This is a genomic window from Roseomonas sp. FDAARGOS_362, assembly GCF_002754815.1.
Classification (GTDB): domain Bacteria; phylum Pseudomonadota; class Alphaproteobacteria; order Acetobacterales; family Acetobacteraceae; genus Roseomonas; species Roseomonas mucosa.
The window spans coordinates 1,998,398-2,020,072 of sequence record NZ_CP024588.1; the positions used below are offsets into that span (position 1 = coordinate 1,998,398).

Genomic DNA, 21,675 nt, shown 5'->3' on the forward strand with positions numbered 1-21,675 from the left:
AATTTTCCGTGCGCGGCGACTGCTGGGGCAGGCAACGGGGATAATTCGGCCCGCGTCCGGCACGCAGCCAGCAGGGGCACACCGGAAGGGAGAAGGACCCGAACAAACCTCGCGCCCGGATTGCATTCATCCTGGCGGCAACACCGCTTAACGCGTTCCCTGTTCCGGGGCGGGCTCCATTCCCACCCGTGCCTGGGCCACGGCTTCCAGCAGCATCGCACCGGACACGGGCTTGTGGAGCAGCAGCAGCGGCCCGCCTTCCAGAGCCTGGGCCACGCCGGCCACGGTGTCGCTTTCGGCATAGCCCGTGACCAGCAGCGCCGGCAGGCCCGGCAGGATGTCACGGACGGCCCGCAACAGGTCGAGCCCGGTCATGCCGCCCGGCATGGCGAAATCCGTGACCAGCAGGTCCGGCCGCTCTCCGTCCCGCAGATGCCGCAAGGCCTCGGCGGGCCCTTCGGCGCAGACGAGGCTGTGGCCGGCATCGGACAGGGTTTCGGCCAGCACGTCCCGCACCAGGGGCTCGTCATCCACAAGCAGGATGCGGCACGCCGCGTCAGGCGTGGCCGGGCGCGCCGCGCCGTCCTGCTCCACCCTGCCTTCCGCCTGCGGAAGCCAGAGGGAGATCACGGTGCCCTGTCCGAGCCGGCTGTCGATCTCCAGCGCTCCGCCGGACTGCTCCGCGAAGCCGCGTGCCATCGCCAGGCCCAGCCCGGTGCCCTCCCCCACCGGCTTGGTGGTGAAGAAAGGCTCGGTGACGCGATTCAGCACCTCCGGCGCCATGCCCATGCCGTGGTCGGCGACGCGCAGGCACAGGTAGCGCCCCGGCTTCAGCGCGGGCGAAGCCCCGGCCGTGCCCGGCAGTTCCAGCGCCTCGGCCGAGAGCCGGATCACGCCGCCATCCGGCATGGCATCCCGGGCATTGGCGGTGAGGTTGACCAGCACCGTCTCCAGTTGCGCGCGATCGGCGAGGACCGGCGGCAGGGCCGGATCGACCGCCAGGGCGATCGAGACGCGGCCGCCCAGCGTGTGCAGCAGCACCTCCCGCAAGCCGGTCAGCAGAAGGCCGACATCCTGCGGCTCCGCGCGCAACTCGCCCTGTCGCGCGAAGCTCAGCAGGCGCCGGGTCACCGCCCCGCCCCGTTCCGCCTGCTCCGAGACCAGGCGGGCGAGGCGCCGAACGCTTTCCGGCTCTTCGGCCCGCAGCGCCATCAGCCGCGCACCGCCCAGCACCGCCTGCAGCACGTTGTTCACGTCATGCGCGACACCACCGGCGAGGCGGCCCAGCGCCTCCATCTTCTGCGCCTGCGCCAGGCGGCGCTCGCTTTCGGTCAGGGCCGCCGTGCGTTCCGCGACCAGCTGCTCCAGCCGCGCCGCCTGCCGCGCGCGGTCCTCGCGCGCCGCCACGATTTCGTCGATCCCCGTGCTGGAGCCGAGCCAGCGCAGGATGCGGCCGGAGGCATCGCGCTGGGCAAGCGCGCGGACCAGGAACCAGTGATAGGCGCCGTCCGCCCCCAGGAAGCGGGCCTCGATGCCGAAGTCCCCCCCGGTTTCCAGGCAGTGCCGCCACAGGCCGAGGCAATGTTCGTAGTCCTCGGGATGCAGCACCCGCCGCAAGGTCCCCTTGTCGATCCGGTCCGGCTCCTGCCCCGTGAATTCGTACCAGCGGCTGTTCAGGTAATCGAAGCGTCCATCCGGCTGGCAGGTCCAGATGATCTGCGGCATGACCTCCGCCATGGTGCGGAACCGGGCCTCGCTTTCCCGCAGCGCTTCCGCGGCCCGGATGCGGTCGGTGATGTCGCGCAGGACCCCGATCAGCCGCACCGCCCGGCCATCCTCGTTGCGCAGCACGCGGGCACGGCCCTCGAGCCAGACCTCGCCGCCATCACGCGCGGGACGCAGGGGGCGGAAGTCCACGGCGAAGGTATCGCCCTCGCGCGACATCCCCTGCCAGGCTGCGCCGATCCTGTCCCGGTCCTCCGGGTGGGTCGCCGTCATCCAGTCGGCCGCCAGGATGCGCCCCTCCCGGGCCGTGACGCCGAGCAGTTGGGCCGCCACGGGCGACAGCGCGCCCTCCTGCTTGCGCAGGTCCAGGTCCCAGGTGCCGAGCCCGTCACCCTCCACCGCGAGGCGCAGCCGGGTTTCGCTCTCGGTCAGGGCGCGGGAGGCGGCGCGTGCCTCGGTCACATCCTCCAGCAGCCCCACCCATTCCCGCACCCGGCCGCCGGCCTCGATAAGCGGCACCGCCCGGACCGAGAACCAGCCATAGAGCCGCTGCTTCCCACCCGCCTCCACCTTCCCCGCATCCGCCGGCAGGGCGCGCCGGATGCGCCATTCGCCGACATAGGGCCGCCGGCTGGCCAGCGAGGCATGCCAGAGCGCATCCGCCACGCTGCGGTCGTCCGGGTGCAGGGCCTCGAACCAGCCGCTCCGCCGCAACCGCTCCACCGGCAGTCCGGTGAGGCGCGCCCAGGCCTCGGCCCCTTCCGGCAGGAGCCGGCCCGCGGGATCGGCGATCCAGACCAGCTCGCTGCTGGCCTCCACCAGGGCGCGGTAGCGGGCTTCCTGGGCCCGCAGGGCGGCGGTCACCGCCTCGCGCTCCACGGCCGCGACGCTGAGCGCGGCGGAAACCTCGGCGATCTCCCGGATCCCCGTGGGCAGGGCCAGCACGGCGCCGGACCGGCCCTGGTCGGCCAGCAGGCCCAGCGCGTCGCGGATACGGCGCGTGATCCGCAGGGTCAGCAGCAGGCTCCCGGCCAGCAGCAGGAGCGCCACCCCAGCGGCGGGCAGGTAGTCCCGCAGCATCCGTTGGTAGAAGGAGGCACGGGGCATCGACAGGGCGAGCGAATAGCCCTCCGTGGAAAGGCGCGACCATGCCATGATGGCCATCACGCCTTCCTGGTTCCGGACATAGGGCAGGACACCCTCCGGCGCCCGCGCGAGGCCGGCCACGATCTCCGGCGGGGCCGGGCGTCCTACCATCTCCTCGCCCCCGCGGGTGCGGGCGACCACGACCCCGTGCCGGTCCATCAGGGTGGCGGTCCAGTCCTCCTGCATCAGGCGTTGCCGCAGCGCGCCGCTCAGGGTCTCGGGCGCCAGCCAGAGCGCCGTGACGGCGAAGGGCAGACCGGGCGGAGCCGGAACCAGGATGCCCACCCGCCGGTCCAGCAGGTCGGTGACCTCGACCTGCCCGTCGCGCGCCACGCGCACCAGGGCCTGGCGCCAGCTCTCCGGGACAGGATCGGCCGGGGTGGCGGCGGACAGCGCCTCGATGTCGCGGCCCCGGGCATTGTAGAAGCGTAGGCTGCCCATCCGCGCCAGGGTCCGGGCCGGCGGGGTGGCACGCAGGGCCGCGAGGACAGAAGGGGCGTCCGGGACATTGGCCGGAGACGCCGCCGGCGGCAGCGCGGCGGAGGCCAGCAGTTCGCGCAGCCGCACCTCGCCCAGCGCGAAGACCTGGTCCGGCACCACCGAAAGCGCGCAGACGCTGGTGACCAGGTTGGAGGCCGTGCGCCGCATGTCGCGGTTGTGCAGGCTGGCCATGGCCCAGACGGCATAGAGCGCGAAGGGCAGCACCGTGCAGGCCACCACCAGAAGCAGGTGGTGGCGCATGCCATGGAGCCGGCGCCCGGTCGGGCGCGGTATCCGTGGCCCCCGCCCAGCCCGGGGGTCTTCGGTGGGCGCTTCAGGTGACATGGAACCGGATGGCCCGCTGAGGGGCCTCATGGAACCGCATTTCGCGGCCTGCCGAAAGCATTCCGGCTGCCGCACGCCCTTGCCCGGGGGCGGCCGGGCGGCGGGGCAGGCGCGGGACGGCCCGGCAACGGGGCCGCCACCGCCCCGCGAAGGCGTGCGTCAGGCGAGGCCGAGGGCACGGTAGAGCCATTGCGACGGCGGCCAGGCGGCGGCGACCTCCCCTCGCCAGACCAGCAGGGCCGCCACCACGGCGAGCAGGAGGAGGACCGAGAGCGTCCAGGCCAGGGTCAGGCTGGGACCGCGCTCCGGCCGCGCGACGGGCGGAACAGCGCGCGGCGGGACCACGATCCCCTCGCGCGGCGGGCGTTCCCGTGTTTCCGCCGGGGGAAAACCATGTTCCCGTTCCACCGGATGGGAGAGCGGCTCCTTCGGGGTCGTGGCGTGGTCCGCCTCCAGGGCCATGGCGGGCAGATCCGGGGCAGGCGCCTCGGCAGCGTGGATCGATCCGTCGCCGGCCGGCTCCTCCAGCGGCCCGCAGCCTTCAGGCCGAGCCTCCGCGGGTCCGGCCACAACGGCCGTGTCCGGATCGCCCGCCTCCGCCGGAAGCTGCCCGGCCGGAGGCTCGGCCAAGGGGTCTTCCTCCGGCGAGACGGCCCGGCCCTGCTCCGGCAAGGGGATCCAGCCCCGGCCGCAACGGGCGCAGCGCACCGTACGTCCGGGCGACAGCATCGCCTCCGGCACCTCGTAGGCCGCCTCGCAGCCGGGACAAACGATACGCATGCGAACTCCCTCGGAGCGATCCTAGCCTCATGCGGGCACGCGTGGCACACCCTGCCCCCATGGTGCGCTTCAGTGATGCGACCCTCCGCTACCCGGACCCGAATGGAGGAACCGGAAAGGAGGCCCTGCATGGTCTGCGTTTCTTCCTGCCCGCGGGCTCCTTCACCTGGCTGACCGGCGAATCGGGGGCGGGAAAGACGACCCTCCTCCGCCTCATGCAATGCGGGCTGCGCCCCAGCGAGGGGGAGGTCGAGATCCTGGGCATGCGACTGTCGCGTGCCCGCCGCACCGCCCTGCCCGCCCTGCGGCGCCGAATCGGCTCGGTCTTCCAGGACTACCGGCTGCTCCCCTATCTGAGCGCCTTCGACAACGTGGCCCTGCCGCTGCGGCTGGCCGGCCGTTCCGAATCCTCGCTGCGGGCCGATGTGACCGAGATTCTGCGTTGGGTCGGGCTCGGCCACCGGACGGATTCGCTGCCGCAGCAGCTTTCCGGCGGCGAGCAGCAGCGCGTGGCCATCGCCCGGGCGGTGGTGGCGCGGCCGGAGCTGCTGGTGGCCGACGAGCCGACCGGCAATCTCGACCCGCGCCAGGCACACCGCACCCTGGCCCTGCTGAACGAGATGAACCGCCTGGGCACCACCGTGGTGGTGGCGACCCATTCCCAGGAGTTGGTGGAGGCTTTCCCAGCCCCGGTGATGACCCTCTCGCGCGGGCGGCTGGTGCATTTCACCGGCCACGATCAGGGCGAGCTGGACGCCTACGACGCCTGGACCGAGCAGCCGGAGCCGGGTTCGGACCCGGAGGACGACGAATTCGATGAGGATGGGGAGGCCCCGCATGGCTGAGCGCCGGCGCTCCCGCGATCCGCTCGGCCTGCGCCGGGCGCTGTCGGGCAAGCTGCTGCCCGGGCTGGTGGCGGCCATGGCGCTGCTCGCTGCCCTGGCCCTCGCGGGGGCGCATGGCGCCGCGGCGCTGGCAGAGCGCTGGCAATACGGCGCCGCGGCGGCGGTGACCGCGCAGGTGCCCGATCCGACGCCGGAACGCATGGCGGCGGCGCTGTCGGTGCTCCGCGCCTCGCCCGAGGTCGCCTCGGCGGAAACGGTGGACCCGGAGCGGATGGCGGCGCTGCTGCGACCCTGGCTGGGCCAGTCCTCCGCCGCTTCCTTTCCGCTGGCCTTGCCAGGAGTGATCGAGGTGCATCTGCGCGACCCCTGGGGCGACGGGGATGGCGATCCCGAGGCGCTGGCCGGGCTGCTGGCCCAGAAGGTGCCCCGGGCCGAGCTGGAATCGCACGGCATCTGGGTCGCCCGCCTCGCCGCCCTGGCCCGCAGCGTGGAGGGTATGGCCTTTGCCGTGTTGGCGCTGGTGGCCGGGGTCTCGGCGGCGGTGGTCGCGGTGGCGACGCGGGCGGGCCTGGCGGCGAGGCGGGAAGCGATCGGCATCCTGCACGACCTGGGCGCCACGCATGGCGCCATCGCGGGGCGCTTCGCGGCGCGCGTTGCCGGGCTGGCCGCGAGCGGAGCGCTGCTGGGGACGGTGCTCGCCGCCCCGGCCCTGATGGCGCTGGCCCGGCTCGCCGCCCCCTTCATGAGCGGGGGCGGCGTCGGCGGCCCGCGGGGCGCCGTTCCGGGTGCGGCCGCGTTGATGACCGGCCTTCCCTGGGGCGGGCTCCCCTGGGGCGGGCTCCCCTGGGGCAGCCTGCCCTGGACCGGGTTGCTGATCCTGCCCTTCGCCGCCGCCCTGATCGGATGGCTGACCGCCCAGGCCACCGTGCGCCGGTGGCTGCGCCGCCTGCCGTGACCGCGGCGTCCGGGCCGGGCCGGTCTCCGCGGTGGAGAGACCCCCTGACGAAGCCGTGCCGCCCGGTGCCCGCCGGAACGGCACCGTGAACCTACCGCCGCGCCTGAAGGCCCTCACGCCGACCCTGCGCCGCGCCTTCACCGGGCGCCGGCTGCTGCGGCGGGGCTTCTTCGCCCTGCTCCTCGCCGCCACGCTGGCCACCGGGGCGGGCTATGCCTGGTTCCTGGATGCCGCCTCGGTGCCGTCCCCGTCCCGGCTGCCGGAGGGGACGGGAATCGCGGTGCTGACCGGCGGCCCCGACAGGGTCGAGACCGGGCTGCGCCTGGCGGCTGCCGATCCCGGCGCGCCGCTGATCATCTCGGGCGTCGGACAGAACACGGATATCGCCGCCCTCGCGCACGAGGTCAGCGTGGAACCCTGGCCCTACCTGGACCGGATCACCTTGGGGCACGCGGCCCGCAGCACGCGCGGCAATGCGCGGGAGATCGCCGCCTGGGCGCGGCAGCACGGAATCGGGACGCTGGCGGTGGTCACCGCGGGCTTCCACATGCCCCGTGCCCTGTTGGAGATGCGGCGGGAGTTGCCGGAGGCCCGGTTGATCCCGTATCCCGTCGCTCCCGCCCGTGCCCGGCCCCCGGCCATGCTGCGGGAGTACCTGAAGTTCGCCGGCGCCCTCGCCGGCCTTTCCGCCTATGGCCGCTCGGAGCCGGACCCTTGATCGCCTTGCGCTCCGCGCTGTTCAACGCGCTCTTCCTCTTCTCGATGGCCGTCTTCCCCTGGATCGGCCTGATGCTGCCCCGGCGCATGACGCGGCCCTTCGTGCGCGGCTGGACGCGCTGGGTGCTGTGCTGGATGGCGGCGATCTGCGGCATGCGGGTGCGGGTGACGGGGCTGGAGAACATTCCCGCCGGCCCCTGCATCGTGGCCTCCAAGCACCAGTCGGCCTTCGACACCTTCGTCTGGCTGACCCTGCTGCCGCACCCGGTCTATGTCATGAAGCAGGAGCTGCTCCGCCTGCCGGGCTGGGGGGCGCTGGCGCGGCGCTTCGGCGCGGTGGGGGTGGACCGCGCCGGCGGCGCCGCGGCGCTGAAGTCCATGGTGCGGCAGTCGCGCGAATTCGCCGAGCGGGACGGGGCACAGCTGGTGATCTTCCCGGAGGGAACCCGGACCGCACCGGGCGAGCGTGTGCCCTGGCAGCCGGGCGTGGCGGCGCTGGCCTCCGCCACCGGCCTGCCGGTGGTGCCGGCGGCCACGGATAGCGGTCGCTTCTGGGGACGCCGCTCCTTTGCCAAGCGGCCGGGCACCATCACCCTGGCGATCCTCCCCGCCCTGCCGCCCGGCCTGCCCCGTGCCGAGCTGATGCGGCGGCTGGAGGATGAGGTGGAAACCGCCTCCGCCGCGATGCTGCAGGGTTCCCCGCTCCCAGGACCCTGACGAGGGCTGTCAACAAGCATCTGTGGATAAATTGGTGGAATAGCTGCGGGGCGATCCTGCCACGTGGCGCCATCACCACGCGTCAAGGGCTTGCCAAACCTCGGTTTTGGTGCATCGGCCGTTGGGCGCCCTTTGTTCTTATTCATTTGTTTTCAGCTTATTAGACCCGCGTTTGCGCTATCCCCAGCCCTCTGTGGGCAAGGGAGCGCAAACCAGCCTGGCGCTGGGGACGACTCCGCCCCTCCCTGTGGACAACTCTGCGGAAAGCTGCGCCGCAGCTGGGTTTTTTCAGCCTCGGCTTTTCCGGTCCGGCTTTTCCCCAGCCCGGTTGTCGCCAGAGGCAGCGCCAACCGGGGGCAGCAGGTCTGCCAGCCTTTCCAGTGCCGCATCCCGCACTCCCAGGGCCCGGAGCTGCGACACGGTGTTGAGCAGGTAGTCGCGGTTGCTGCCCATTGCTCCGACCCCGAGGCCAATGGCGCGCGCCGCCTCATCGGGACCCAGCCCGGCGCAATAGGTGTCTGACCGGCGGTCCACGACATAGGCCACCGCGCACACGTCGCGTCCTTCGTCCAGCAGCCGAACCTTCAGGCGCATCTGGTGGTAGGAGCCTCCGGACATCTCCCGTTCGTGGAGGTAGCCCAGGACCTCCGCCGCCCGGCTCCGGGCGACGCGCAGCGCCACGCCCCGGCAGGCGCCGCCACGGTCGAGGCCCAGCACCAGGCCCGGGCGCTCCGGCGTGCCGCGATAGCGTGTGGAGCGGATGCAGAAGCGGCGGTGATAGCCCCGCAGCAGGGCCGGGTGCGCCCCCTCCACCGCGAAGCCCGGTTTCCAGATCAGGGAGCCATAGGCGAAGACGTAGAGCGAGCCATCCGCGTCCAGCAACGCCTCGTCCAGGACGGGGGGCGTCTCGGTTTCCGGTGGGTTTCGGGTGCCTTCGGGGGCTGCGGAGGGGTCAGGGGTCATGCGATCGGCCGGGGGGCGCGCTATAGCGGGTGGCGTGGATACCGAGAAGAACGGCGCGCACGCGCCAGGCACATGGCAGGCCTCCCAGGCAGGTCGGGATGCCCCCGCCCGGAATGCCCCTGCACGGATGGCCGATGGTCAGGGCACCGGAGGCGGCGAGGTCGTCCAGGCCCCTCCAGGGCGCCGTGCCGCCCGGCGCCGCTGGCTGCGGCCCGCGCCGCTGTTGCTGGGGCTGACCGTGTTGCTCGCCGGGCTGGCCGCCGCCCATGCCATGCTCTGGCACTGGATGGGCGGGCGGCTGGAGGAAGGCTTCACCGCCTGGGCGCAGAGCCGCCGCGCGCAGGGCTGGCGGGTGGAATACGGCACGCCGCAGCGGGGGGGATGGCCTTTCTCCGCTACGCTGCGCCTGCCGGATTTCCGGCTGAGTGGGGGCGATGCCACGCTGCCGGGCGGGATCGACTGGCGCGTACCGGCACTGGACCTGCGGGTCGTGCTGCCGCGCCTGGACGAGCTGCGCATCGAGCCCAAGGGGCCGCAGAGGCTGCGCCTGGGCGCGCTGGAGCTGCCCTTCGCGGCGGACCGGCTGACCGGGCTGTTGCCGTTGCAGGCGGATGTGCTGCCGCGCGGCGGCGAGTTCCGGGCCGACCGCCTGCGCCTGGGCCTTCCCGGCACCGCCGCGGATGGCGGACCGGGCGGGCTGGAGATCCGCCGGCTGGAGGTCACGCTGGACACGCGCAGCAGCGCCACGGAGGGCGAGAGCGCCATCGCCCTTTCGGTCCAGAGCCAGGGCATCACCCTCCCCAGCCTGTCGCAGGGGCGGAGCTGGCCCCTGGGCCCAAGGATCGAAACGGCGGGGCTGACGGCTTCCCTGACCGGCCCCCTGCCCGTCGGCCGCGTCCCGACCCGGCGGGCCGAGATCTGGCGGGATGCCGGCGGCGTGCTGGAACTGCGCGACGTGACCCTGCGCTGGGGCCCGGCGGCGGCTTCCGCCGCGGCGACGCTGGCGCTGGACGAGGCGCTGCAGCCGATGGGGGCCGGCACGGTACGCCTGGTGGGCGCGCAGGAGGCCCTGTCGATGCTGGGCGCCGGCGGCGTGATCGACGCCCGCACGGCCGAGACCGCATCCCGCATGGCGGCGCTTCTCGCCCGGCCCGGCGGCGAGGGCGAGCCGCCGCAGATCGAGCTGCCCCTCACGCTGCAGGACCGCCGGCTTTCGCTGGCGCGGCTGCCTGTCCTGCGGTTGCCGGAACTGGTCTGGCCGGTGCCGCCCGGCCGCCGCGACAGCGAGGAGTAGCGCCGCGCCGGCCGGCTGCCTCCCCCTCAGGCCGGCGCCGGAAGCTCCGCCTCCTGCCGGAAGCGGAAGGGGGTGGAGCCGGTGGTGCTGGGGTCCATGGCGAGGCGGTGCGCCAAGGGTGGAAAGGCGCGAGAGCGGCAGTCCGGCCGGTCGCAGAGGCGGCAGGACAGGCCGATGCCGACGCGGGCGCGGTCGAGGTCCAGCCCGTCGGCGTAGAGCACCTCCCCGGCGCGGGAGATCTCGCAGCCCAGCGCCACCACATGCACGGGCACCGGCTCGCCCCAACGGGCGGTCCGGCCCTCCACGGTACGGGCGAGGCAGAGAAAGGCGGCGCCGTCGGGCAGTTCCACCGCCTGCACCCGCAGCCGCCCCGGCGTGGCGAAGGCGTTGTGGACGATCCAGCGCGGGCAGGAGCCGCCGAAGCGGGCGAAGGGGAAGCCGGCGGCGGAGAAGCGCTTGCCGACATTCCCCGCCGGATCGACGCGCAGAAAGAAGAAGGGCAGGCCGCGTGCCTCCTCCCTTTGCAGCGTCGTCAGGCGCTGGGCGGCCTGCTCGAAGCTGACGCCGAAGCGCGTGGCGAGGCGGTCGAGGTCGTGGCGCAGCTCGGCGGCGGCGGCGCGATAGGGCTCGTAGGGCATCAGCAGCGCCGCGGCGGCATAGTTCAGCAGGCCGATGCGGATCAGGTTCGCGGCCTCCGGCGTCGAGGGCGGCTGCGGCAGGAGGCAGGCCTCCACCGCCTCCCGCGCCTCCAGCAGCATGAGCTGGAAGGCAAGGTGGAAGGCCCGGCTCTCGCGCGTCAGGTCCTCCGACAGGTCGAGCCTGCGGGTGGCGGGGTCGTAGTGGCGCAGGTTGCCCTCGGTGGGGCCGACGAAGATCGAGACGCCGTGGCGCGTCCGGAGCCGCTCGCCGATCGCATGGCCCGATTCGGCGCCGCCCTCGGCCAGATCCCGGCCGATCGCCTCGGCGGCTTCCTCCAGCAGGGGGAAGTGGTTGGCACGGTCCTGGAAGAAGTCCCGCGCCTCCTCGGTCGGCAGGATCAGCCGCCGGCCCGAAGGCAGGGCGATGCCGCCGGCATCCTCCCGCGCCACGCGCAGGGCGCGGTAGAGGGCGAGCATGGCGCGGGCCGCCGTGGGCGAGCCCTGGACCAGCGTGGCGAACTCGGCCTCCGGCACGGCCTCCAGCCCCAGCAACGGATCGCGCAGGACCTCCCGCAGTCCCGTTTCCACCTGCTTCTCGCGCTGGCCGGACAGGGCGGCGAGGTCGACGCCGAAGGCATCGGCCAGCTTGAGCAGGAGCGAGGCGGTAACGGCACGCTGGTCGTGCTCGATGAGGTTCAGGTAGCTGGCGGAAATGCCCAGCCTCGCGGAGAGCGCCTGCTGGGTGACGCCGCGCTCCTGGCGCAGGCGGCGGATCGTGGGACCGATCAGGGTCCGGGACATCTCTTTACAGACCTTACATATTTACAGGCTTCACAGTGAAGTTCTTCACAGTGCGCCTTTGCAAAACAAAGAAAGCGTGGCTGGCCCGGGACAGCAATGTCAATCCTTCACGAAACCGCTCACATGCCGGAGACGGCCGTTCCCGCATTCCGCCGTGGCCCCATCGGACGCCGTCAGACTTCGCTGCGGCGGAGCAGGTAGTCGAGGCCGCCGACGCGATACCAGTGGTAGCCATAAGCCTCCATCAGGATGCGATGGCGGCCGCGCTTGTCGGGGCGGCTGTGGTCGCCGGACAGGAGGTTCACCAGCAGGCTGTCGTGGGAGCCTTCGGCGCCCGGGTCGATCGTGATCTCCCTCGCCTCGGCGCCGAGGTTATGGATCACCAGCACGGAGTTGCGGCGCCAGTCGTAGCGGACCGCCAGCACCTCCGGCGTGCCGGTGGGCACGATCCTGAAATCACCCCAGCCGATCTCCGGCACCTCCTTGCGCATGCGGATGATGCGTTCGGTCCAGTTCAGCAGGGAATCCGGATCGCGCCGCTGATCGGCCACGTTGACATGCTCGAAGCCGTAGGCGCCGCCGGAGATGACGGGTTTCGCCGGATGGTCGCTTCTGGTGAAGCCGGCCTGCGGCTCGCTCGACCACTGCATCGGCGTGCGGGCGCATTCGCGCTCCGGAAGGCTCAGGTCGTCTCCCATGCCGATCTCGTCGCCATAGCGCAGGACGGGCGTGCCCGGCAGGGTCATCATCAGGCTGTAGGCGAGCTCGATCCGGCGCCGGTCGCCCTGGAGCATGGGGGCGAGGCGCCGGCGGATGCCGCGCCCGTAGAGCTGCATCGAGGGATCGGGGCCGAAGGCGTCGAAGACGGTCTGGCGCTGCTTCGCCGTCAGGCGGCCGAGGTCGAGCTCGTCGTGGTTGCGCAGGAACAGGCCCCATTGCCCCGTGGCGGGGCGGGGCTTCGTCTTCTCCATGGCCTTTGCCAGCGGCCCGCTGTCGCCACTGGCCAGGGCGTAGAAGAGCGCCTGGTTGACCTGGAAGTTGAAGATCATGTGCATGCGGTCGCCGTCGTCGCCGAAATACTGAAGGTCGGCCTTCGGCAGCACATTGGCCTCGGCGAGGATGATGGCGTCGCCGCGCCGCCATTGCAGGAACTCGCGGAAGCTCCGCAGCATGTCGTACTGCTCGACGGGCTTGGTGACGCCGGGGCCCTTCTTCGCGATGACGAAGGGCACGGCATCCATGCGGAAGCCGGATACGCCGAGTTGCAGCCAGAAGCCCATGATCTTGAGGATCTCCGCCTGGACATGCGGGTTGGCGGTGTTGAGATCGGGCTGGAATTCGTAGAAGCGGTGGAAGTACCATGATTTCGCGACGGGATCGCGGCTCCAGGTGCTGTCCTGCACGCCGGGGAAGACGACGCCCTGGTCCGCATGGGCGGGCTTCCGGTCGGCCCAGACATACCAGTCGCGATAAGGCGAATCCGGGTCCTGGCGGGCGGACTGGAACCAGGGATGCTGGTCCGAGGTGTGGTTGACCACGAGGTCGATGATCACCCGCATCCCGCGCTGGCGGCAGGCATGGGTGAACTCCACGAAGTCGCCCAGCGTGCCGTAGCGGGGATCGACGCCGTAATAGTCCTGGATGTCGTAGCCGTTGTCGCGGCCCGGCGAGGGCTGGAAGGGCATCAGCCAGACGGTCGTGATGCCCAGGCCCTGGAGGTAGTCGAGGCGCCGGGTCAGCCCCTCGAAATCCCCGACGCCGTCGCCATTGGCATCCATGTAGGTGCCGACCGACAGGCAGTAGATGACGGCGTTCTTGTACCAGAGGTCGTCGATCAAGCGGGGCTCCCCGGGGCTGCTTCGCGGCGCTGGCGGCAGAGGCGCCGCCCGCCGGCGAGGCCCCGGCGCCCGTTACCGGCGCGCCAGGTCGATCAACGCCGCGAAGCCCGTTTCGCTGCCGAAGGCGAGATGCGTTCCGGTGCTGTTCCAGCTCAGCGCCGAGACCGGGCCGCGGCCGGGTGCCGCCAGCGGCACGATCTTGCCCGAGGCGATCTCCGCCATCAGCACCAGCCCGTCGGAGAAGCCGGCGGCGAAGACCTCTTGGCTCGGATGGCAGGCGACCGCGGTGCAGAGCACGCCGTCGCCGCCCGCGATCTCCTCCGGCGCCTTGCCCATCGGGCCGCCGCCGAAGAAGGGCCAGCAGATCACCGCCTCGGAGCCCGAGGTGCAGAGCCAGCGGCCCTTGGGCGTGAAGGACAGGAAGCGGGTCTTGGACGGGTAGCCGGACATGCGCATGTGCTGCCCGTCCGTCAGGCGCCAGCCGTGCAGCGCGTTCTCCTGCATCGCCGTGACGACATGCGTGCCGTCGGGCGAGAAGGCGATGGCGTGGTGGCTGCCCTTCCAGTCCAGCTTGCGCGGATTGTCCTCCTTCGCCGCGACGAACCAGATCGAGGCGCCGTTGTAGTGGCTGGCCGCGATCCGCTTGCCCTTGGCATCGAGGGCGACGCCGCCGGCGGTGGAGGGGGTGGCGAGGGTCTTGAGGGTCTTTCCCTTGCCGTCCAGGACATGCACCGCCTTGCCCACCGCCGCGACGCGCACGCCGGAGGGATGGGTGGCGAGGTGTTCCACCCATTTCATCATGCCGAAGCTGGCGAGTTCCATGACCTCGCCCGCCGGGCTGGTGCGCAGCAGGCGGCCGTCGTCGCCGCCGGAGAGGTAGCCGTCGGCACAGTCCGGCACCAGGGACTGGGCGGCGCCGTCATGCGCCCCGACCCGGCGCCACTCGCCGGACAGGTCACGCAGGTCGGCCAGATGCAGCGTGCCGTCGCCCAGGGCGAAGGCGGCGGAGCCTCCGTCATGGCCGAAGGCGGCGCCCACCACCCAGGCGCCGAGGTCGCGCGAGGTGCCCCGGCTTTCCAGCACGAAATCGACGTTGCCGAGCGTTTCCGACATCAGGCGGCGACCGTGGATTCGAAGCCGCGGCGCAGGCGGGGGCGGTTGATGTTGCGGCCGATGAAGACGATGCGCGACTTGCGCGGCCCCTCGGCATCGGCGGCGGCGAGCGGGATGTAGTCGCCGTCGGCGATCATGTGCACGGCCTGGAAGGCGAAGCGGCGGCCCTCCTGGCCCTTGTAGTAGAGGATGCCCTTGGTGCGGAGCAGGTCCTGCCCCTGGGTGGCAAGGACCTCGCTGATCCAGGCGTTGAACTTCGCCTCGTCGACCGGCTTGTCCACCTCGAAGGAGACGCTCAGCACCTCGCTGTCATGGCTGTGCTCGTCCTCGCCGGAAAGGAATTCCGGCTCGCGCTGCAGGATGCGCTCCAGGTTGAAGGCGTCGCGGCCGATCACGCTTTCCACCGGGATGTCGGACTTGGTGGCGCGGCGGATCTCGACGGTGGGGTTGATGGCGCGGATGCGGCGCTCGACCTCGTCGGCCTGTTCCGGTGTCACCAGGTCCATCTTGTTCAGCACGATCAGGTCGGCGAAGGCCACCTGCTCCTCGGCCTCCGGGCTGTCGCCCAGGCGTTCCAGCAGGTGCCTGGCGTCCACCACCGTCACGATGGCATCCAGCCGGGTGGCCTTCTTCACGTCCTCGTCGACGAAGAAGGTCTGGGCCACCGGCGCCGGGTTGGCGAGGCCGGTGGTTTCCACGATGATGCCGTCGAAGCGGTCGCGGCGCTTCATCAGGCCGCCCAGGATGCGGATCAGGTCGCCGCGCACGGTGCAGCAGATGCAGCCGTTGTTCATCTCGAAGACCTCCTCGTCGGCATCGACGACGAGGTCGTTGTCCACCCCGAGCTCCCCGAACTCGTTGATCACGACCGCGAATTTCTGGCCGTGATTCTCGGTGAGGATGCGGTTCAGCAGGGTGGTCTTGCCGGCGCCGAGATAGCCGGTGAGCACGGTCACGGGGACGGGCTCGCGCTCCTGCGGCTTGGCGTCCTGGGTGGTCGTGGCGGACATGCGGAGGCCCTCCGGAGATCGGGGAAAACGGGGTTCGGAGTGTTATATGGTACGGTTTGCGCTCCGGGTCACGGGGCGGGAGGCGGATCTGCGCCCCGTTCGGGGCGGAACCGCCCGCCCCTGCCCGGCATAGGGGCGCCTTCCGGGGCGTTTCCCTAGGGCCCCGGGAGGGATGCCCCGGCGGGATCGTCCGTCCAGGCGGCGATCCTGAAGCGGTCCTTGATCCGCCGGTTGTAGAAGCTGCCGGGCGACGGGGAGCGGGCGAATTCCTCGTAGAGCATCCGCGGCACGCCCTGGAACAGGTAGGGGCCGCGTTGCCGGCCGCTTTCCTGCCGGAACCAGACCGCGAGCAGGGAGGAGCCGGGATCGTGCTCGATGCGCTCGATCGCGCTGGAGTTCAGTTGGGGCATGGTGGGAGCGATGTTTCCACCCTGCGGATATGGGGCCGGTCATCTGCTGGAACCAGATCGTGCGGGCAGCGAAGCCGGGCCGGAGCCTTCCGCTCTCCGTATCGTTTTCGGGCTTTGGCACTTTAGGATTTTAGGCCTTTATCCGGCCGGACGGGTGCGGCTCGAACTCCACCTCGGGGGCAGGCGACGCTGCGCCGGGAGGGGCGCGCGCGATGGGGTATCGCGTTGACTTTATTCCTATATCGCGGGGTGGCCAGGGAAGCAAGGGGCATTTGCGGTGGCGGGGCCCGACCCATGCGGCTGTGGGGCGCGTGGCCCGGGGGAAAGGCCCTGCCTTCCCCCCGATACCCCCCATCCGCCAGGAGCCAGTGGCTCCTGGACCTGCCGGTCGCTTGGCGCTTGCTGCGGACGGACCGCGCCGGAGAGCCTGGCTCTCCGGCGACGGCAGGCGCCACGCGCGGAGAGGATGTTTCCTTCATCCGGCTCCCGCTGTTTCCGCTTGCCTGGCGGGATCAGCCCCAGGAACTGGCCTTTGCCGGAAGCGCCAACACATCGGGTCCAGGGCACGCAGTGTCCTGGCGGTGAGGGGGTCCGGGCGGAGAGGCAGGGCCTCTCCCCCGGGGATGGCCCCGGTGCATTCCGCCGTTCGTACTATTCCGCGTCGGGCTGGCGGTCCGGGGCGGCCTCGGCGAAGGCCGGAAGGGCGTTGCAGGCCGCCTCCGCCGCCAGGAGGCGCGGCAGGGCCGTGAGGTCGCAGCGGAAGCGGCGGGCATTGCCGAGCTGCGGCACCAGCGCGATGTCGGCCAGGGTCGGGGCCGCGCCGAAGCAGAAGGGGCCGGGCTCGCCACGGATCAGCGCTTCGCAGGCGGCGAGGCCCTCGCCGATCGCCCAGCGGGCCCAGGCGGTGACCTCCTCCTCCGGCAGGCCCAGGCCGCGCAGCCGGGCCAGGACCTTGAGGTTCTGCACCGGATGGGTGTCGCAGGCGATGACCTGGGCGAAGGCGCGGACCCGGGCGCGGGCGTCGCGCCCCGAGGGCAGCAGCGGCGGCTCGGGCCAGCCTTCCTCCAGCCATTCGCAGATGGCCAGGGACTGGGTGAGGACCGTCCCCTCGCCGGTCTCCAGGGCGGGCACCAGGCCCTGGGGGTTCAGGCGGAGATAGTCCGGCGCCCGCTGCCCGCCATGGCGCAGGTGGTGGAAGGCCTGGCCGGGGCGGAGGCCCTTCAGGTTCAGGGCGATCCGCACGCGCCAGGCGGCGGAGGAGCGGAAGTAGCCATGCAGGCGCATCGTCTCGCCTTTCGCCAAGGTCAGCGGGCCGGAAGGATCGTGGCGCGGCACTCGCCGAAGCCGATGGGGGCGGCGCCGTCGCGGCGGGCGCGCAGGCGCAGCGTGACCTCGTCGCCATCCTCCAGGAAGCGGCGGCTCTCGCCGGAAGGCAGCACCAGCGGCTCCCTGCCGCCGCGCGTGGTTTCCAGCAGCGAGCCGAAGCCCGTGGGATCAGGCGCGGAGATCGTGCCGGAGCCCAGCAGGTCGCCCGGCTGCAGGTTGCAGCCGTTGCTGGTATGGTGCGCGATCATCTGCGCCACGGTCCAGTACATGTGCCGCGTGTTGGACAGCGAGACGCGGTGCGGCGGCAGCCCCTGCTCGCGCATCCGGGCCGTGGCGAGCAGCACCTCCAGCTCCAGGTCGAAGGCACCGGCGCGCTGGTCGGCCTCGTCCAGCAGATAGGGCAGCGGGGCCGGGTCGCCCTCGGGGCGCGGCGGCTGGGCGATGCGGAAGGGGGCCAGGGCCTCCGGCGTCACCACCCAGGGCGAGAGCGTGCTGCCGAAGTTCTTGGCCAGGAAGGGGCCGAGGGGCTGGTATTCCCAGGCCTGGATGTCGCGCGCCGACCAGTCGTTGAGCAGGCAGTAGCCCGCGACATGCGAGGCCGCCTCGCCCACCGGGACAGGTTCCCCGAGCTCGTTGCCGGGGCCGACCCAGATGCCGAGCTCCAGCTCGTAGTCCAGCCGCTCGCAGGGGGCGAAGCGCGGCGCCTCGGCCTCCGGCGCTTTCAACTGGCCCTTCGGCCGGCGGATGCCGGTGCCCGAGACGCGCAGCGAGGAGGCGCGGCCGTGATAGCCGATGGGCACGTACTTGTAGTTCGGCAGCAGCGGATTGTCGGGGCGGAAGACCTTGCCGATGTTGGTGGCGTGGTGGATGCCGACGTAGAAATCCGTGTAGTCGCCGACCTGCGCCGGCAGGTGCAGGGTGCAGTCCGCCGCGGGCCGCAGGCAGGGCTCGGCCCGGGCGCGGTCGTCGCTGCCCAGCGACAGGATCTCCGACAGGCGGACGCGCAGGGCGCGGCGCGGGCCGGCGCCGAGGGCGAAGAAGCTGTTCAGCGTTTTGGCGGAAGCGGCCCCGGCCGCCCGGGCGGCCTCCCCGGCGAAGAGTCCGGCGGCCAGCGCAGCCGGGAGGTCCAGCACCTGGTCGCCGATCGCCACGCCGCCGCGCGGCGCACCGCCCGGCGGGGAGAAGATGCCGAGGGGCAGGTTCTGGATCGGGAAATCCGCGTGCCCGTCCGCCCCCGGCACCCAGGAGCGGCGCGCGGGGTCGTGGGTGGCGTCGGGGGCGGTCTCTGTCATGCTGTCTCTCACGGTGCGGCTGCTCAGGGTCGGCTCGGGTCGAAGTTCTTGCGCAGGCCCAGGCCGTAGCCGGCGTAGTCGGACTGCAACTGCGGCGCCTCGGCGGCGAAGCGGGTGACGCGCTGCGGGAAGCGGGTCTCGAACATGAAGGCCAGCGTGCCTTCCAGCTTGTGCGGCTTGAGCTCGGCGCTGCTCGCCTTCTCGAAGGAAGGCTGGTCGGGCCCGTGCGGCAGCATGGTGTTGTGCAGGGAGAAGCCGCCCGGCGCGAAGCCGCCGCCGGTCTTGGCGTCATAGACGCCGTAGATCAGGCCCATGAACTCGCTCATCACGTTCATGTGGTACCAGGGCGGACGGAAGGTGTTCTCGGCCACCAGCCAACGGTCGGGGAAGATGACGAAGTCGATGTTCGCCGTGCCGGGGGTCTCGGAGGGCGAGGTGAGCACGGTGAAGATCGAGGGGTCGGCGTGGTCGAAGAGGATCGGGCCGACCGGCGAATAGCGGCGCAGGTCGTATTTGTAGGGGGCGTAGTTGCCGTGCCAGGCGACCACGTCGAGCGGCGAATGCGCGATCTCCGCGCGCCACAGGCTGCCGCCCCACTTGATGGTGAGGGTCGAGGGCGCGTCGCGGTCCTCGTAGGCCGCCACGGGGGTCAGGAAGTCGCGCGGGTTGGCCAGGCAGTTGGCGCCGATCGGGCCACGGTCCGGCAGGGTGAAGGCGCCGCCGTAGTTCTCGCAGAGATAGCCGCGCGCCGGCTGTTCGTCATGCAGTTCCACGCGGAGCTTCACGCCGCGCGGGATCACCGCGATCTCGCCCGGCTCGATGTCGATGATGCCGAATTCGGTCCAGAGCCGCAGATCGCCCTGCTGCGGCACGAAGAGCATCTCGCCATCGGCGTTGTAGAAATACTCGTCGCGCATGGAGCGGGTGACGAGATAGAGATGGGTGCCCATGCCCGCCTGGGTCGCCGCATCGCCGGCCGTGGTGATGGTGCGGATGCCTTCCAGGAAGCCCGTGCCCTGCCCCTCCGGCAGCGGGACCGGGTCCCAGCGCAGCGGGGCCGGCGCCATCTCCACCTCGGTGCAGGGCGCGGTGCGCCAGAGGCCGGCGTCGATCTTCCGGAACCGGCCCCAATGCGTCACGGTCGGGCGGATGCGGTAGAGCCAGGAACGCTCGTTGGTGGCGCGCGGCGCGGTGAAGGGGGAGCCGGAAAGCTGTTCGGCATAGAGGCCGTAGGCGCAGCGCTGCGGCGAGTTGCGGCCGATGGGCAGGGCGCCCGGCAGGGCCTCCGTCTCGAAGCCGTTGCCGAAGCCGGACAGGTAGGCCGCCTGGTTCGCCGCGGTGGACGGTGCCGCCATCGAGGGGGCCAGCGCGGGCTTCACGGTCTGGTTCATGCGTCTTGCTCCCGATCCGGGTCAGAGCCGGTTATGATGGTTCGGCAAGGGATTTTATATCGTCTCATATGATATCGAAAGCACGAAATGCGGCCCGCGCGGCGCGGTCCGGGACCAGAGCGGCGGAAGCCGGTGCGGAGGCCCCCCGCCCGCTGGTCCTGGGGGAGTTCCTCCCCTATCGCCTGTCGGTGGTGACGGAGGCGGTGAGCGGCCTCTTCGCCACCCGCTACCAGGAACGCTTCGGCCTCAGCATCCCGGAATGGCGCGTGGTGGCGGTGGTGGGCGAACAGGGCTCGCCCACCACGCAGGAGGTGATCGAGCGCACCGGCATGGACCGGGTGCGGGTCAGCCGCGCCGTGATCCGCCTCGCCGACAAGGGGCTGCTGGACCGCCGCGCGCATCCGCGCGACCAGCGGGCGCAGATCCTGAGCCTGACGCGGCAGGGGCTGGCGACCTATCGCCAGATCGTGCCGCTGGCCCTGACGCTGCAGGCGGCGCTGGCCTCGGCGCTGACCGAGGCGGAGCGGCGGCAGCTCGACGGCATCCTCGACAAGATCGGCGCGCGGGCGCGCGAGATGCTGGGCGAGGAAGCCGGGCACGGGGAGGCGGAGGAAGAGGCGGGCTGAGCGGGATCAGCCCTCCAGCTCGGCGGATTTCACCGGGCGGCTGCCTTCCAGGGCGCGCCACATCTCCACGTCCCGCTCGGCGGTCCAGATCTGCGGGCGGTCGAGGCCGCGCGCCTCGTCATAGGCGCGGCTGACGTTGAAGGGCATGCAGTGCTCGAAGATGACCCAGTGGCCGTATTTCGGGCGCATCCGTTCCATGGCGGCCGCGTAGATCTCGCCGAGCTCCTGGCCGGCGGCCACGCCTTCCTTCGCGATGCGGAAGAGGTCGGTGGTGAAGGAGGCGGTGCCCTCGATGCCTTCCGCGATATCGGCCTCCGTGAGCAGCGAGCGGCCGCGGCCCGGCACCATGGCCCTGGGCCCCAGCGCCTTCAGCGCCGCCAGCGTGTCCGGCCAGTCGGTGAAATGCGCGTCGCCGCAATAGGGGGTGGCGCCGAATTCCACCGTGTCGCCGGCGAAGGCCACGCGCTCCTCCGGCAGCCAGACCACCGTGTCGCCCGCCGTGTGGGAGCGGCCGATGTGGATGATCTGCACCTCCCGCCGGCCGAGCCAGAGCGTCATCTTCCGCTGGAAGGTGATGTGGGGCCAGGTGAGGCCGGGGATGCTTTCCTTGCCCCGGAACAGGCGCGGGAAGCGGCCGATCTCGCTGTCCATGTCCTGCTGGCCGCGTTCCACGATCATGTCGCGCGTGACGTCGGAGGCGATGATCTCCGCGCCCTCGTAGCCCGAGGCGCCGAGCACCCGCACGGCGTGGTAGTGCGAGAGCACCACGTGCTTCACCGGCTTGTCGGTCACGGTGCGGATGCGGGCGATCACGTCCTGCGCCATGCGCGGCGTCGCCTGGGCATCCACCACCAGCACGGAATCGTCGCCGATGATCACGCCGGAATTGGGGTCGCCCTCGGCGGTGTAGCCGTAGAGGCCGGGGCCGAGCTCCTCGAAGGAGACCTTCTTCTCGGCGAGGTCCGTGGTGCTGGCGAATGACATGGCGTGGTCCTCGTTCTGTTCGGTTCGTGCCACGCTTCATTGCGTGACGCGCAGGGTCTCGTCGGCGCCGGCGGGGAGGATGCCCTGGCGGGCACGGGCCAGGGCCTGCTCCAGCACCCGGGCATCGCCGATATGGTTGGCAAGAAGCAGGACGAGGCGCGCATTGACCTGCTGGCTTTGCGCCGGGGTGAGGCCGCGCTGGGCATCGACCAGGGCGGCGTAGAAGTCGTCCGGCGCATCGAGGTTGGGTTCGGTGTTCAGCGTGCCGGGCATGGCGGG

At 71.8% G+C, this 21,675-nt stretch carries 19 protein-coding genes; 6 read left to right on the forward strand and 13 right to left on the reverse strand.

The annotated features are described in order from the left end of the window. Positions 1 to 147: 147 nt before the first annotated feature. Complete coding sequence (locus CTJ15_RS14050; protein ID WP_058390271.1) at positions 148 to 3,612, reverse strand: PAS domain-containing protein; 3,465 nt, start codon at positions 3,610 to 3,612, stop codon at positions 148 to 150. A gap of 243 nt (positions 3,613 to 3,855) precedes the next feature. Then, complete coding sequence (locus CTJ15_RS14055) at positions 3,856 to 4,476, reverse strand: zinc-ribbon domain-containing protein (protein ID WP_058390270.1); 621 nt, start codon at positions 4,474 to 4,476, stop codon at positions 3,856 to 3,858. 59 nt (positions 4,477 to 4,535) lie between these two features. Here CTJ15_RS14055 and CTJ15_RS14060 point away from each other — a divergent pair, with 59 nt between their 5' ends. From CTJ15_RS14060 to CTJ15_RS14075, 4 genes are all read left to right on the forward strand, one after another. Continuing rightward, on the forward strand, positions 4,536 to 5,321 hold the full coding sequence (locus CTJ15_RS14060) for a cell division ATP-binding protein FtsE (RefSeq protein WP_058390269.1): 786 nt from the start codon (positions 4,536 to 4,538) through the stop codon (positions 5,319 to 5,321). Continuing rightward, complete coding sequence (locus CTJ15_RS14065) at positions 5,314 to 6,276, forward strand: ABC transporter permease (protein WP_058390268.1); 963 nt, start codon at positions 5,314 to 5,316, stop codon at positions 6,274 to 6,276. Before CTJ15_RS14060 ends, CTJ15_RS14065 begins: the two co-directional genes overlap by 8 nt. A gap of 85 nt (positions 6,277 to 6,361) precedes the next feature. Further along, on the forward strand, positions 6,362 to 6,994 hold the full coding sequence (locus CTJ15_RS14070; RefSeq protein WP_019462136.1) for a YdcF family protein: 633 nt from the start codon (positions 6,362 to 6,364) through the stop codon (positions 6,992 to 6,994). Then, positions 6,991 to 7,710 (forward strand): 1-acyl-sn-glycerol-3-phosphate acyltransferase, encoded by a 720-nt coding sequence (locus CTJ15_RS14075; protein WP_058390267.1) that lies wholly within the window; start codon positions 6,991 to 6,993, stop codon positions 7,708 to 7,710. The genes CTJ15_RS14070 and CTJ15_RS14075 overlap by 4 nt, the downstream gene beginning before the upstream one ends. A 288-nt stretch (positions 7,711 to 7,998) precedes the next feature. Here CTJ15_RS14075 and CTJ15_RS14080 read toward each other — a convergent pair whose 3' ends face one another. After that, entirely contained in the window at positions 7,999 to 8,673 is a 675-nt protein-coding gene (locus CTJ15_RS14080) for a gamma-glutamylcyclotransferase (RefSeq protein WP_226946140.1), read from the reverse strand. 127 nt (positions 8,674 to 8,800) lie between these two features. Between CTJ15_RS14080 and CTJ15_RS14085 the strand changes: the two genes are divergently transcribed. Continuing rightward, positions 8,801 to 9,967, forward strand: a complete 1,167-nt coding sequence (locus CTJ15_RS14085; protein ID WP_058390266.1) for a DUF2125 domain-containing protein — start codon at positions 8,801 to 8,803, stop codon at positions 9,965 to 9,967. 26 nt (positions 9,968 to 9,993) lie between these two features. Here the strand turns inward: CTJ15_RS14085 and CTJ15_RS14090 are convergent, their stop codons facing one another. The 8 genes from CTJ15_RS14090 to hmgA form a co-directional block, all read right to left on the reverse strand. Beyond that, positions 9,994 to 11,406, reverse strand: coding sequence for a short-chain fatty acyl-CoA regulator family protein (locus tag CTJ15_RS14090; protein ID WP_019462140.1), 1,413 nt, complete (start codon positions 11,404 to 11,406; stop codon positions 9,994 to 9,996). Positions 11,407 to 11,579: 173 nt separating this feature from the next. After that, complete coding sequence (locus CTJ15_RS14095; protein ID WP_058390265.1) at positions 11,580 to 13,244, reverse strand: alpha-amylase family protein; 1,665 nt, start codon at positions 13,242 to 13,244, stop codon at positions 11,580 to 11,582. 72 nt (positions 13,245 to 13,316) lie between these two features. Beyond that, complete coding sequence (locus CTJ15_RS14100; RefSeq protein ID WP_019462142.1) at positions 13,317 to 14,357, reverse strand: WD40 repeat domain-containing protein; 1,041 nt, start codon at positions 14,355 to 14,357, stop codon at positions 13,317 to 13,319. After that, positions 14,357 to 15,367, reverse strand: coding sequence for a GTP-binding protein (locus CTJ15_RS14105; protein WP_019462143.1), 1,011 nt, complete (start codon positions 15,365 to 15,367; stop codon positions 14,357 to 14,359). Before CTJ15_RS14105 ends, CTJ15_RS14100 begins: the two co-directional genes overlap by 1 nt. Before the next feature lie 155 nt (positions 15,368 to 15,522). Then, a complete protein-coding gene (locus tag CTJ15_RS14110; RefSeq protein WP_019462144.1) occupies positions 15,523 to 15,777 on the reverse strand; it encodes a KTSC domain-containing protein in 255 nt (84 codons plus the stop codon). A gap of 651 nt (positions 15,778 to 16,428) precedes the next feature. Further along, positions 16,429 to 17,061, reverse strand: coding sequence for a maleylacetoacetate isomerase (gene maiA / locus CTJ15_RS14115; RefSeq protein ID WP_026033386.1), 633 nt, complete (start codon positions 17,059 to 17,061; stop codon positions 16,429 to 16,431). A gap of 20 nt (positions 17,062 to 17,081) precedes the next feature. Beyond that, positions 17,082 to 18,395: a fumarylacetoacetase gene (fahA, locus tag CTJ15_RS14120; protein WP_019462146.1), complete on the reverse strand. Its 1,314-nt coding sequence runs from the start codon at positions 18,393 to 18,395 to the stop codon at positions 17,082 to 17,084. A gap of 23 nt (positions 18,396 to 18,418) precedes the next feature. Next, positions 18,419 to 19,786: a homogentisate 1,2-dioxygenase gene (gene hmgA, locus CTJ15_RS14125; RefSeq protein WP_058390098.1), complete on the reverse strand. Its 1,368-nt coding sequence runs from the start codon at positions 19,784 to 19,786 to the stop codon at positions 18,419 to 18,421. 68 nt (positions 19,787 to 19,854) lie between these two features. Here hmgA and CTJ15_RS14130 point away from each other — a divergent pair, with 68 nt between their 5' ends. Further along, positions 19,855 to 20,412 (forward strand): MarR family winged helix-turn-helix transcriptional regulator, encoded by a 558-nt coding sequence (locus CTJ15_RS14130; RefSeq protein ID WP_019462148.1) that lies wholly within the window; start codon positions 19,855 to 19,857, stop codon positions 20,410 to 20,412. Between the two features lie 6 nt (positions 20,413 to 20,418). Here the strand turns inward: CTJ15_RS14130 and CTJ15_RS14135 are convergent, their stop codons facing one another. After that, positions 20,419 to 21,396: an MBL fold metallo-hydrolase gene (locus CTJ15_RS14135; RefSeq protein WP_058390097.1), complete on the reverse strand. Its 978-nt coding sequence runs from the start codon at positions 21,394 to 21,396 to the stop codon at positions 20,419 to 20,421. 36 nt (positions 21,397 to 21,432) lie between these two features. Beyond that, positions 21,433 to 21,669 carry a DUF2783 domain-containing protein gene (locus tag CTJ15_RS14140; protein ID WP_019462150.1) on the reverse strand — a complete coding sequence of 79 codons (237 nt, stop codon included), beginning with the start codon at positions 21,667 to 21,669 and terminating at the stop codon, positions 21,433 to 21,435. Between the last annotated feature and the right edge of the window lie 6 nt (positions 21,670 to 21,675).